This window comes from Pseudostreptobacillus sp. (assembly GCF_977040545.1).
Genome location: NZ_CDRRBS010000023.1, coordinates 1 through 14,444 on the forward strand (window position 1 = coordinate 1; position 14,444 = coordinate 14,444).

The following is a 14,444-nucleotide window of genomic DNA, read 5'->3' on the forward strand; positions in this document are numbered from 1 at the left end:
ACATCTAATTTTTTAACATAGTTTTCAAGTTCATCATAACTAAATTCATAAAGTCCTTCTTTTAACGTTTTAAAAGTAGATTTTTTAGGCACTAATATTCTTAACTTCTTTATCAAACTTTCTAGTTTAATTATTGTATTTTCTGTATTTTCTACATCTTTTGACACATAATTTTCAAGTTCAAAATCAGTTACTCTAAAATCTATTTCTTCAAACTTTTGAAAATCTTTTAATAATCTATTAACATCATTTTTAAATAGTATTAAATTAAATTTTTCAAGTTTAACTATAGCCATTTTCTATCCTTTCATAACTATATTTTTTAATTCTTGTATAATATTTTCTTTTTTATTTAAAACATTTTCTCCTAAACTATTTGCTTTATTTTTAGCTTCTTCTAAAATATGATTAAGAGAATTTCTTTTATTATTTATTTCAAAATTTAATTTTTCTAAAAATTTTTCATCAATATTTTTAGTAATATTCAAAAATTCTTTTTCTAATTCAATCTTAGTATTATTTAATTTTTCTATATTTAATTTTTGAGAATCTTCTAATTTAGTTTTCATTTCTTTTTCAATATTCTCAATTTTTTCTAAAACTATTCTTGTCATACCATCCTCCCATTAAAAAAATATTTTATAATCTGAATAACCAAATTCATCTAATTTATTATACGGTACAAATCTAAGTGAAGCTCCATTTATACAATATCTTAATCCTCCTCTATTTAAAGGTCCATCTGTAAACACATGACCTAAATGAGCCTTATCAAATTTTGTTTTAACTTCTATTCTATTCATACCATGTGATAAATCTTGATAATAATTAATATTTTCTGTAAGTATAGGTCGTGTAAAACTAGGCCATCCACAACCACTATCAAATTTATCTAAAGAAAGAAATATCGGTTCTCCTGTAACTATATTTACATATATACCCTTTTCATAATTATCTTCCAATTCAGAAGAAAAAGGTTTTTCTGTTTCTGAATTTTGAGTCACTCCAAATTCAAGTTTAGATAAAGTATTTTTTAATTTTTCTAATTCTGGTTTTTCATACTTTTTATCAAAAACAGGTAAAAAAACACTATCTAAATTGATATGACAATATCCTTTAGGATTTTTATCTAAATAATCTTGATGATAATCTTCAGCCAATATATACATATTTAATTTTTCAACTTCAACTGCTATTTCTTTTTGATATTTTTCTTCAATATATTTACAAACTTTTTCTATTACCTTAACATCTTCAGCATCAATATAATATATACCGGTTCTATACTGTCTTCCTATATCATTACCTTGTTTATTTAGAGAAAAGGGATCAATTATTTTAAATAGTCTTAAAAGAATTTCTTCCAGTCTTATTATATTTTGATTATATTCTATTTCAACAGTTTCAACATGATCTGTAGATTTTATAGAGTTATAATCTGTGGTATCAGTTTTACCATTTGCATAGCCTACACTTGTTTTCTCTATTCCAAGTAAATTTTTAAAATATCCTTGTACTCCCCAAAAACATCCTCCTGCTAAGTATATTTTTTTCATAATTTATCACCTCAAACATATTTAATTATATCATTAAAAGGATAAAATATCAAATTAGTAGTTGATATAAAATAGCTTTATACATATTAAATATCGTTCATAAAAAATATTTTATAATCTTTCTTGATTTTTTCATTTATATAGTGTATAATAATTCTTGTCAATGAAAGTTGACAACCTCAATTAACCCCCCCTTTAGGAGCTAATAGATAAATATTAGCTCCTTTTTTTATCTTTATATCAAACAAGCACCTATTAAAAGGTGCTTGCATTATATTAATAATTTACATTCTTTCTACTGTTCCTATACCTAAAAGACTTAAACCTTTTTTAATAACTAAAGCTACTTTTTCACAAATTTCAAGTCTTGCTTTTGTTAATTCTAAATTATCCATATCTATTACTTGATTTGAATTATAGAAAGAATTAAATTCTTTTGTTAAATCAAATAAATAATCTGCTATAAGATTAGGTCTATTTGTTTCAAAAGCTTTAATTGTAGTAAACGGTAATTTATGTAAAGAAACCACTAAACTTCTTTCTAATTCGTTACTATTTTCAACTAACATTTCAGTATTAGTATAATCTATACCTAAATCTTTAGCTTTTCTAAGTATAGACATAATTCTTACATAACAATACTGAAGATATGGTCCAGTATTTCCTTCAAAACTCAATACTTTATCCCAAGTAAATGTAATTCCACTACTTCTATTTTGACTTAAATCAAAGTATTTTATAGCTCCAACTCCTACAACTTCGGCTATATTTTCTTTTTCTTCATTTGATAAATTAGGATTTTTTTCATCCACTATTTTTCTAACTTCTATATGAGCTTTATCTAATATTTCTTCAAGTCTTATTACATCTCCACCACGAGTTGAAAATATTGTTCCATCTCCAAATCTCATTATACCAAATTCTACATGTTCTTTAGCATAATCATAAGGTTTACCCATAAGTTCAGATATCTTAAACACTTGTTTAAAATGACCTTTTTGTCTTTCATCTACTACATATATAGCTCTATCTATATTCAAATCATCTTTTCTATATTTTATACAAGCAAGATCTGATGTTGAATAAAGAAAACTACCATTATTTTTTTGTACTATACATGGAGGTAATTCATCATTTTCAAAAAATACTACCTCAGCTCCTTCATCATTACGTGATATCCCTTTATCTTTTAATAATTTAACAATTCCTGGCATCATAGGATTATAGAAAGATTCACCATTAAATAAATCAAATTTAATATCTAATCTTTTATATACTTTATCATATTCTCTTAAAGAATATGTTATAAACTCTTTCCATAATGCTAAATTTATAGGATCTCCCATTTGTACTTTTTTTAGTTCTTCACGAGCTTCATCTTCAAGTGTAGGATCTTCCTTTGCAGCTCCTGAAAATTTAACATAAAGTCTTTCTAATTCTTCAATTGAATTTAATTCATAAGCATCTTTATCTAACCATTTATTATAGGCAACTATTAACTTTCCAAATTGAGTCCCCCAATCACCTATATGATTATCACTAATTACATTAAATCCAAGTTCTTTATATATTCTTGTAAGTGCATCACCTATTATTGTACTTCTTAAATGACCTACATGCATTCTTTTAGCAATATTAGGAGAAGAATAATCTATTAACACTTTTTCATTGTTAGCTTTGTTATATTCATAGTCTTCTTTACCTATTTTTTTACTTTCTACATTTAAAAAATTATTATCAACAAAAATATTAATAAAACCAGGTCCTGCAACTTCTATCTTAGAAATTATGCCACAACCGTCAAAATTTTCAATTAACTTTGTTGCTATTTCTCTTGGATTACTTCCTAAAATCTTAGACTTAGTCATAGCAAAATTACTTTGAAAGTCTCCGAATTCTTTTTTTGTAGAATTTTGTATATCTTCTAATTTAAGTTCAATTCCAAAAATTTTATTAACATTTTTAGAAAGAACTTCTAAAACTTCCGTAATTAATAATTTCATTTTTTCTCCTTATTTTCTTAAAATAATAACATTTATAACATAATATTGTCAATTAGAACAGTGTTAATTGATCTGATTCAGGTAAACTATCATCTATACATTTATACTTTATTAAATTCTCTAATACAGTTTTAGATACTTTACACCTCTTTAAAATATCTTCTATTGAACTAAACTCACTTTTATTTCTCTCTTCAACTATAGTATTTGCAACAACTTCTCCTAGTTGCTCCATAGCAAATAAAGGTATACGAATTTTACCATCTTCTATTTTAAATTTACAAGCTTCAGATTTATATAAATCAATATCTAACAGCTCTATACCTCTTGCTTTCATTTCTATTAATATTTCTACTAATATTAAATATTTTTTATCATTTACTGATAATTCAGATAAAGATTTCTTTTGATTATATTTTTCTCTTAATTCATCAATAGTTCCACTCATTTCTATAAATGAAAAATCATCTGCTTTTCTATTTAAATATGCAGTATAAAACTCTAAAGGATAATAAACTTTGAAATATGCTATTCTAACTGCCATCATAACATAAGCAACAGCATGTCCTTTAGGAAACATATATTTAATTTTTTCACAAGATTCTATATACCAATCTTTAACGTTACATTCTTTCATTTTAACTTTATACGCTTCCCAAGCTTCTTTATCATTTGGTTTAGACGGTCTACCCTTACGAACAAATTCCATGATATTAAATGCTTCCGATTTATCCATACCCATATCTATTAAATGATTCATAATATCATCTCTAACTGTTATTATCTCACTTAAGGTAGCCACACCATCTCTCACATATTCCTGAGCATTATTTGACCATACATCTGTTCCATGAGAAAGACCTGATATTCTTACAAGTTCAGAAAATGTTTTAGGTAAAGTTTCTTCTAACATTTTCTTAACAAAATCTGTACCAAATTCAGGTATACCATTTGTACCTAATTTATTTCCTATTTCTTCTTCGTTAACTCCAAGGGCTTCAGTTGAACTAAATATAGTCATTACTTTAGGATCTGTTAATGGTATATTATATATATCCACTCCTGTTAAATCTTGTAACATTTTTAATGTAGTCGGATCATCATGTCCTAATATATCTAACTTTGTTAACTGTGTATCCATAACATGATAATCAAAATGTGTTGTTATAGAACCCGAACTTGGATCATTTGCAGGGTATTGAACTGGAGTAAAATCATAAATAGATTTATAGTTAGGTACAACTATCATCCCTCCTGGATGTTGACCTGTAGTTTTTCTTGCTCCCTCACATTTTATAGCTACTCTTTCAATTTCTGCCTTATTTTTATTCCAAAATTCTTCTTGTATATTTTTTAATTCTAATTCTTTTTCAGCTCTAAGTGAAGGTTCTAATTTTTTTAAAGACATATTATATTTAGACTGTATTTCCATTTCAAATTTTCTTTTAATATTTTCTTCAAAATATTTTCTTGAATAAACAACAGCATTTTTCTCTGCCACTGTAGTTATAGTTCCAGCTCTAAATACATAATCATCTCCAAACAATTCTTTTGTATATTTATGTATTTCTCCTTGATATTCTCCCGAAAAATTTAAATCTATATCCGGAGTTTTATCTCCTTTAAATCCCATAAACACCTCAAAAGGTATTGAATGTCCATCACGGATTAAATTTTCTCCACAATTAGGACATTTTTTTTCTTCTAAATCTACCCCCGAACCTTCAAAATCTTTCATTTCAAAATATTTACAATTAGGGCATCTATAATGTGGATAAAGTCCATTAACTTCTGTTATACCCATTAAATATGCTACAAGTGATGACCCAACAGATCCTCTTGAACCTACAATATATCCATTATCAACAGATTTTTTAACTAGTTTTTGAGCTATTAAATACAAAACAGAAAATCCATTACCTATAATAGAATTTAACTCCTTCTCAAGCCTTTCTTCTATTTTAGGTGGTATTTTTTCTCCATATAGCTCATGAACTTTATCATAAGACATGCTTCTAACTAAATCCTCTGCTCCATCCATTACAGGCCTATATTCTCCATCAGGTATAGGTTTTATTTTTTCTATTTGATCTGCTATTTTATGAGTATTATATATAACTATATCTTCAACATCTTTATCTAAATATGAAAACTCATTTAGCATTTCATCAGTCGTTCTAAAATAGTTCCCTGTATCTATATTGTATGTATTAAAAGCTCTATCAGAGCCTAATAATAAAGCTGCTTTTGATTTTGCATCTTTTTTATCTAAATAATATACATTTCCAGTAGCAACAACTAACTTTCCTTTTGATTTTGCCATATCTACAAAATCTTTATTCATTTGATGTATAAAATCTATTCCTGATATTTCTTGTAAAGTTATTGCATCATTATATATACTATCTGGATATATTTGTACATAATCATAAAAATCCATAGCCTCAAGTATATCATCTTTTGACATACCTCTTATGTATAAATCAACTAACTTACCTTTATTAAACCTACCTGAATATATAGGGCTTGAAGAAATTAAAAAATTTTCTCTATCTGCACTTAAATCAGATTTTAATATTCTTGGTTTTTTATCACCATAGTATTTTATATGAGATATAGAAATTAATTCATATAACCGTCTCAATCCTTTTAAATTTTTAACTAAAATCGTAACATTTTCCGTATCTGCTTTGATAGGTTCTTTAAAAAGTTTTTCACTAACTTGCGTTAATCTTTCTATACCAAACGGAGATAAATAAGTTAAAAGAACCTTAAATACCTCAGCTGTAGCTTGGGCATCATCTATAGCTCTATGATGGTTTTCAAGTACTATATTAAATTTTTTAGTTAATGCATCAAGAGAATATCTTTTAATATCGGCAACCAATATTTTAGCCCATTCTAAAGTATCAATAAAACTAAAATTGTCATCTAAACTTAAATTTAATTGTTCACATTTTTTAGTTATAAATCCAACATCAAACTTAGCATTATGAGCAACAACTGTAGTATTTTTAATAAATTCTAAAAATCTAGGCAAAACTTTATCTATAGTTTCTGCATTATTTACCATTTTATCACTAATACCTGTTAGTTCTACTATTTTCATAGGTATTTTAATTTCTGGATTTATAAACTCTGAAAATTTATCTATAACTTGACCCCTTTTCATCTTTACTGCACCAATTTCTATTATTTTATCATTAGTAGAACTAAATCCTGTTGTTTCTATATCAAATATTACAAATTCTTCTTCCTCTATATATATATCTTTAGGATTTTTTATTAAAGGAGCCTCATCATCAACAACATAAGCTTCTATTCCATATATTATTTTAAAATCCTCATTATCCTTAACTCCATGAGCAACAAATGGAAAAGCATGAACTACACCATAATCTGTAACAGCAATAGCTTTATGTCCATGATATTTTGCTCTTTTTACTAAATCATCAGAATCAATAGTAGATATCATTTCACTCATATTTGTATGAGCAGCAAGCTCTATTCTTTTAACTTCTAAACTATCTTTTTTTATAGGTTCTACTTCTCCTATTATATCTATTTTTTTTAATCTAAGACTATATTTTTCTCTATAATTTTCATATGTACCAAGACCTTCTATTATATCTCCAACTTTAACTTTAATTTCATCTTTAGAGTTTATAAACTTAGAACAAATTAAAGAACTTTCATTATCAGTTATATATATATCTATAATTATTTTACCATTTTTAATTTCTTTCAATTCTATTTTAAATACTTCCCCACGAACTAGCGCTTCTTCATTAAGCATCAAAGAGTCTATTTCATTTAATGATGTAATTTTTAATTTAGGTTTAATATATGTTGATTTATTATTAAATCCAGATTTTCTTACTTCCTTTTTGACTTCTTTATCAAAATTAACCTTTACTTCACGAGGTTTAAATTTAAAATTCTTAGAATCTTCTAAATTACTTGTAACATTAATTTCATATCTAAGTCCAAAAATAGTCCATAACTTAGCTGATAAGTTATCAATAAAATTAATAATTTTATCATTATTAATTTTAACTAAACTACCTAATGATATTTCTATTATTCCATCTTTAAATGTATATGTTATCGTATTTAATATCATACTTAAATATTGATCTTCATTTTTTACATAATCAATTAAAAATGAGATAGCTTCTTCTATATCATTTCCCTCTAATTTTTTTTCATATTTATTAATATTAAATTCTATATTAATATTATCATCTATTTTAGAAATTAAGTCTTTAACTTTTTCTATTTCCTCAATTATTCCTTTAGATATATTTAATAAATCAAAATATACAATTACTTCCGTAAATTTAGAATTAACCAAATTTATCTCTTGTATTTTAATATTTTTAAGACCTACATTATCTTTAGGAACTTTTAATATTGCATAATTTTTAGACATTTTTGCTCCTTATTTTATTTTTAAATATGCATCTATAAAATCATCTATATCCCCATCCATTACCTTTTCAACATTACCTTCTTCATAATTAGTTCTATGATCTTTCACTAACTTATACGGTTGGAAAACATAAGATCTAATTTGTGACCCCCACTCTATTTTAGATTCTAAGCCTTTCAAATCTTTTATTTCATCTTCTCTATTTTTTAATTCTATTTCAAATAACTTAGCTCTAAGTACCTTCATTGCTGAAGCAAGATTCTTATTTTGTGATCTTTCATTTTGACAGGTAACTACAAGTCCAGTAGGAATATGTGTTATCCTTACAGCAGAATCTGTAGTATTTACATGTTGTCCTCCAGCTCCACTGGCTCTATATGTGTCTATTTTCATATCTTCTTTTTTTAAATTTACTTCTAAATCATCTTCTATTTCTGGTATTGCATTAACAGCTGCAAAAGAAGTATGACGTCTTGCATTAGAATCAAATGGAGATATTCTTACCAATCTATGAACTCCTTTTTCACATTCTAAATATCCGTATGCAAATTCACCTTTAATAGCAAGTGTTACACTTTTTACACCCGCTTCTTCTCCAGGTAATATATCTAGTATCTCAACACCAAATTTATGACTTAGAGCCCATCTTTCATACATTCTAAGTAACATAGAAACCCAATCGCATGATTCTGTTCCACCAGCTCCTGCATTAATTGTAAGTATAGCATTATTTCTATCATATTTCCCATTAAGTAAAACTTTAATTTTAAAAGTTTCTAATTTTTCTACAAACATATTTGTTTCATCTTCTAATTCTTTAAGACTCGCTTCTTCTTGTTTATAGAAATCAAATAGTATATTCATATTATCATTTAATTCTATTATTTCTTTAATATCACTAATTTTAGATTTTATAGAAGATATTTCTTTTAAAACTTTTTGTGAATTTTGAGTGTTTTTATAGAATTCTGAATCTAAAGTTAAAGATTCTAATTTTTCTAATTCCAAATCTAACTTTTCTAATTCAAAGATGCTCCTTAATATCATTAAATTCAATATTTTTTTCTTCTATTAATTTTTTTAATTCATATTCTTCCATAATTACTCCCTTAACTAAATATTTTTGATAATAACATATTTAATATTATTACCGCTATAACTACATACATCATAATTTTACCTAAATCTATTTTTTTTAAAGTCATAAATATTATACTTAAACTTGCAAATATGGCTAAAATTATTTCATAATGTTTAGTCCCTATTGATACAAATATATCAGGAAAAAATAGAATAACAAGTATAGATATTGGTATAGATTCTAAAAATTTATCCATAAATCTATTTCTTGGTATAGGGATAAAATTACCAACAAGTCTAAAAGTTTGTGTTAATATTCCAACCACAATAACAGTTAACCAAAGTTTCATTTATCCTCACCCAACTTTCTATTTTCAAAATATATAGAACATATAGAATATATACTACTTGTTAGTAAAAGTATCAACACTATTTGTAAACTTTTATTAACTATATTAAATGGTGGTACATACATAAATATCAATTTTAAAATTAAAGTTATACCTACAATACGTATATGTTTAAATTCAGACATAAGGCTTGAAATAAGGAGTGATAAAAATGTACCATAAAGAACAAACTTCATGGAATTTATAATTATAGCAGGTACAAAAGAACCGACTATAACCCCTAAAACTGTACTTATACCAAATGCAAGAAATCCCAATAAATTTGCTCCAAAAGCATACGAAAATGATTTATTTTTTTTAACAGCAAGATAAGCTATTAATTCATCAGTATACATAAGACCTATAATACAATTTGTTAAATTATCATATTTTTTCAATGATTTATACATAGGTATATTTATTAATACATATCTAAAATTAAGCATAGATGCTGCAAATATTGCTGAAATAATATCAAAATTAGGATTTTTAAATATCTGCATAAGCAAAGTTTGTGAAGCTCCTGAATATATTAGAAAACTCATAGATCCAGCTATTATCCCATTTACATCATAACTATTTGCTATCAATCCCAATGTAAATCCAAAAGGTAAATAAGCAATAGCTATACCTTTAGATTCTTTTATACCAGTTATAAACTCTGAGTAATTAAATTTTTCCACTAGATCCATCATTTTCAACTCCATTCTCTATAAATTCTTTTATATAATTTAAAACTTTAAAATTATTATTATATATATATTTTTTATTTCCATCAATATACTCTATTATCAATCTTTTAGTAAAGAAAAATTTAGTAATTTTTAATTTTTTAACATCTTTTATTGAATATATCGTAGATTTGTATAAAATCTCCTCTTGATTATACGATAAGTCTTCATTATTTATTAAAAATGTAACTACTAAAAAATATATCATATATGATTCTATTAAAAAATCACTTACTCCTCTAATATAGCTTATAAAAGCTAAAAATATTATAAAAAGAGAAACAGAATACATATATATAAAACTTTTATAATTATCTTCTATTTTTAATACTTTATATTTTTTCTTCTTATCATCTATACTATACACATAAATCAAAACGACAAAATTTATCATAACACAAGGAATAACTATATTTTTTGTTATAATTTGTGAAATTAATAGAAATAATAAAACAATTATTAATATAATACTTGTACTTGTAACATCTTTATTTTTTTCTAAAAAATTCATTACTTTAGATCACCCCAATTTTCTCCTATGTTATAGTTTACTTTTAATTTAGTTTTTTCAAATTTTATAGTATTTTCCATAATATCTATAATTTTATCCACTACATCTAAATAATCTGAATCTACTTCAAATATCAATTCATCATGAACTTGTAATAACATTTTTAATTTATCATTACATAATTCATCATATATTCTTTTCATTACTTTTTTTATAATAACTGCTGCACTACCTTGAATAACTGTATTTACAGCTATTCTATTAGCTTGTTCTCTAATATTAAGATTTCCTGAATTTATACTATGAACATATCTTTTAGTTCCAAATATAGTTTCAACATATTCATTTTCTCTACATTTCTCTATGATTTCATCAAGTAAAATTCTAACTTTAGGATATTCTCTAAAATATGTATCTATATATTCTTTTGCATCAGAAACTGGAATTTTTAATTCTTTAGATAAACCATAAGGTGTTTTTCCATAAAGAACTGAAAAATTAATAACCTTAGCTATATTTCTTTGATATTTACTAACTTCTACCTCTTTCCCTAAAGCAAATATTTTTCTAGCAGTTAATTCATGTAAATCTAAATCATTCATATATGCATCTATTAAATGTTGATCCCCTGAAAGTTCTCCTAGGACTCTTAATTCTATTTGTGAATAATCAAATGAAAGTAATTTTTTACCACTAGATGCTACAAACCCTTTTCTTATTTTAACACCTTCTTCTGTTCTTGTAGGTATGTTTTGAAGATTAGGATTTTGAGAAGAAAGTCTTCCAGTCGCTGTTCCTGTCTGATTATATGTCGTATGTATTTTTTTATTTACAGCAAGTTGCATAAGTGGTTCTACATAAGTAGATCTTAGTTTTTCATATTCCCTATATTCTAATATTAATTTTGCTATATTTATTCCTCTTAAAGAAAGAAGTTCTAATACTTCAGCATCAGTTGAATAAGAACCTGATTTATTTTTCTTTTCACCTTTTATCCCTAATTTTTCAAATAATATATATGCAAGTTGTTTTGGTGAACTTATTTTAAATTCTTCTCCACTTTCTACATATATACTTTGTATCAATTCTTCTATTTTTAATTCTAATTCTTTATTGTATTCCTTAAAATAGTCTAAATCTATGCTGATTCCATTATCTTCCATATACTTAAGAATTTTTGTAAATTTCTTTTCTTCATCATATATATTTTTAGTATTTTCATCTATTAGATTTTCATTAAGTTCTTTTTTCAAAATATATATTCCATAAGTTAATTTATTCATTCTTTCTAAATAATAAGAATGTAGATCATCTTCATTCATCTTTGATATTATTTTTTTATCAAAATTTGGTACTGAAATATTTAATTTATCAAATAAAACTTTTTCTAATTCCTGTTCTGCATCCATAGATATACTAAAAATAGCAAGAAGTACATCAAAATAGTTAGTAAAATAAATATTTTTATTCATCCATTCTTTACTTGAATATACTATTACATTTTTTTTATTATCTATTTGACTTATATCTGTTGATATTTTAAATAAATCTCCAATATTCTCTTTTTCAAAAGTATAATAAAGCTTTTCTCCATCAAAAAAACTATAACCTTCTTCACCTGAATATATACTAACCTCTGTTTTTGTATTATTAAATGTAGTTATAAAATCATCTAAATTTACAATATGTACCATATCATACTCTATCTTATCATTTTCTAATATTTCTTCTCTTATTTTTTCATATTCTTTTTTTAAATCAAGTTTTTGATATATATCTGCAAGCTGTTTAAATTTTCTATTTTTCATATCAAAAGTTTCTTTAAGCTCTATATCAACTTCTAAATTTTTAAATATAGTGGCAAGTTTTTTACTAATATATGCCATTTCTTTATCAGCTATCAATTTATCTTTAAGTTTTCCTTTTATTTCTTCTATATTTTCATATAAATTATCTATATTACCATATTCAGATATTAATTTAATTCCAGTTTTACTACCTATACCTTTAACTCCAGGTATAGAGTCACTACTATCACCCATTAAAGCAAATAAATCTACAATTTGTTCTGGATACACACCTATATACTCTTTGACATCATCTGAATTTTTTATCAAAAGATAGGGTTCTTCATCTGATTTTTTTCCAATTAAAGCTACTGTTATATTTTTTTCAACAAGTTGAGTTAAATCTTTATCTCCTGTCAATATTATTACTTCCATATCTTTAGAAAATTTAGTTGACAAACTTCCTATGCTATCATCAGCTTCATATCCAGGAATTTTAACTATAGGTATATTATATCCATCTAAAATTTCATCTATATCTTGCATCTGTTCAATTAAATCATCAGGAGCAGATTCCCTATTTCCCTTATATTCACTATATATTTCTGCTCTTTTCAATTCTTTTCTTCTTACATCTTTAGCAGCTATAATATAATCTGGATTAAAATATTTTATGGCAGCTTCTAATTGATTTATAAACCCTAAAATAGCTCCTATATTTTTACCTTTAGAATTTCTAAGATTAAGTAGTGCAAAATATGCTCTATACATCATAGCACTAGTATCTAAAATTAATAATTTTTTCATTTTATTCACTCTCTTTTATTTTATTATATATACTTTCCAAAACTATATCATTATACTTTCCAGCATAATATTCTTGTTTTACATCACTATTTATTAACTTATCTTTTAATTCATCCGGATACTCAGACATTACTTGTCTCACTTTAATACCTGATATTAAAAATACACCTGGAATTTTACCATCTTTTGAATATTTTAATAACAAATCTTTATCTTCACTTCTTTTTCTATAATCTATATTTAAAATTGGAACATATTTTCTAATAGCTTCAAGAACTGCCACTCCATAAGTACAATCTGGACATTCAGGATGAGCAAAAACTAATAGATTAACCTCACTTCCTATATTAGAAAATTTTTCTTGCATATCTTCATCTATATTTATTTTTGATATTTCTAAAACTTGTCTATCTCTATATTCTATTTTATCTGTAAACTTTAAATACTCTTTAAAATCTGCCATTTTATCCTCCACTATATTTTTACATAAATCTCTTTTTTAGTTTTAATTTCAATACAAGCTAATACCTTAGTAATATAGCAGCCTGTATCTAAATTATAATAAGAATAAGGATAACTAATTATTTTCCCTTCTTTATTTGGAGTATGTCCAAAATATATATTTTTATTTGTATAATTATGTGAAAATTCTTTTCTTCTTTCCCACATTAAATCTCTCTTAGATTGATTTTCTAAACTTAGTTCATCATTATAGAACGAATGTACAAAAATATTTTCTTTACCCACTACAATATTAGGCATTAATTCTAAATAATTTTTAAACCAAGAAACTGTTGATGTAAATGTAATTTTATTTTCTTTAAACCATTTATTATATCCTCTTTTAACTTTGTTAATATTATTAAAAAAAGATATTTCTGTATCTATACCTGAATTTTTATAAATCCAATGCTTACGCATATCTTCATTTGTCATAGACTTATATAACATATCTTCATGATTACCAAATATATGTATGATTTCATATCCTTCAGATATTAAATCTATATATTTTTTATAAAGTTCATAACTTTTTACACCTTTATCACAACTATCTCCCATTATGATTAATAAATCTCTAGTTTTCCTAAGTCTTATTTTTCTTAAAAGTTTCATAAATAAATTAAAATATCCATGAATATCTGTAG

Annotated in this window: 12 protein-coding genes; all 12 read right to left on the bottom strand. The window is 24.7% G+C overall.

The window, feature by feature from the left end; translation table 11 throughout:
- On the bottom strand, window positions 1-296 hold a 296-nt coding region (locus ACWYO2_RS02300), incomplete at its 3' end, for a hypothetical protein (protein ID WP_455514878.1).
- Between the two features lie 3 nt (window positions 297-299).
- Window positions 300-614: a hypothetical protein gene (locus tag ACWYO2_RS02305; protein ID WP_455514879.1), complete on the bottom strand. Its 315-nt coding sequence runs from the start codon at window positions 612-614 to the stop codon at window positions 300-302.
- Window positions 615-626: 12 nt separating this feature from the next.
- Window positions 627-1,556 carry a peptide-methionine (R)-S-oxide reductase MsrB gene (gene msrB, locus ACWYO2_RS02310; RefSeq protein WP_455514880.1) on the bottom strand — a complete coding sequence of 310 codons (930 nt, stop codon included), beginning with the start codon at window positions 1,554-1,556 and terminating at the stop codon, window positions 627-629.
- Between the two features lie 284 nt (window positions 1,557-1,840).
- A complete protein-coding gene (gene argS, locus ACWYO2_RS02315) occupies window positions 1,841-3,559 on the bottom strand; it encodes an arginine--tRNA ligase (protein WP_455514881.1) in 1,719 nt (572 codons plus the stop codon).
- A gap of 52 nt (window positions 3,560-3,611) precedes the next feature.
- Window positions 3,612-7,991 carry a PolC-type DNA polymerase III gene (locus ACWYO2_RS02320; protein WP_455514882.1) on the bottom strand — a complete coding sequence of 1,460 codons (4,380 nt, stop codon included), beginning with the start codon at window positions 7,989-7,991 and terminating at the stop codon, window positions 3,612-3,614.
- 9 nt (window positions 7,992-8,000) lie between these two features.
- Window positions 8,001-9,090, bottom strand: a protein-coding gene (gene prfB / locus ACWYO2_RS02325; protein WP_455514883.1) for a peptide chain release factor 2 whose coding sequence is annotated in 2 segments (ribosomal slippage) — window positions 8,001-9,017 and window positions 9,019-9,090 — 1,089 coding nt in all. Because the reading frame shifts where the segments join, the coding sequence is not laid out codon by codon here.
- A 10-nt stretch (window positions 9,091-9,100) separates the two neighbouring features.
- Window positions 9,101-9,421, bottom strand: a complete 321-nt coding sequence (locus ACWYO2_RS02330; RefSeq protein ID WP_455514884.1) for an AzlD domain-containing protein — start codon at window positions 9,419-9,421, stop codon at window positions 9,101-9,103.
- Complete coding sequence (locus ACWYO2_RS02335; RefSeq protein ID WP_455514885.1) at window positions 9,418-10,155, bottom strand: AzlC family ABC transporter permease; 738 nt, start codon at window positions 10,153-10,155, stop codon at window positions 9,418-9,420. Before ACWYO2_RS02335 ends, ACWYO2_RS02330 begins: the two co-directional genes overlap by 4 nt.
- The gene (locus ACWYO2_RS02340) at window positions 10,130-10,702 is read right to left on the bottom strand and encodes a hypothetical protein (RefSeq protein WP_455514886.1); all 573 of its coding nucleotides are present in this window, start codon (window positions 10,700-10,702) and stop codon (window positions 10,130-10,132) included. The genes ACWYO2_RS02335 and ACWYO2_RS02340 overlap by 26 nt, the downstream gene beginning before the upstream one ends.
- The gene (gene polA, locus ACWYO2_RS02345; protein WP_455514887.1) at window positions 10,702-13,296 is read right to left on the bottom strand and encodes a DNA polymerase I; all 2,595 of its coding nucleotides are present in this window, start codon (window positions 13,294-13,296) and stop codon (window positions 10,702-10,704) included. Before polA ends, ACWYO2_RS02340 begins: the two co-directional genes overlap by 1 nt.
- A gap of 1 nt (window position 13,297) precedes the next feature.
- Window positions 13,298-13,759 (bottom strand): thioredoxin family protein, encoded by a 462-nt coding sequence (locus ACWYO2_RS02350; protein ID WP_455514888.1) that lies wholly within the window; start codon window positions 13,757-13,759, stop codon window positions 13,298-13,300.
- 11 nt (window positions 13,760-13,770) lie between these two features.
- A partial coding sequence (locus tag ACWYO2_RS02355) for a metallophosphoesterase (RefSeq protein WP_455514889.1) occupies window positions 13,771-14,444 on the bottom strand: 674 nt, incomplete at its 5' end.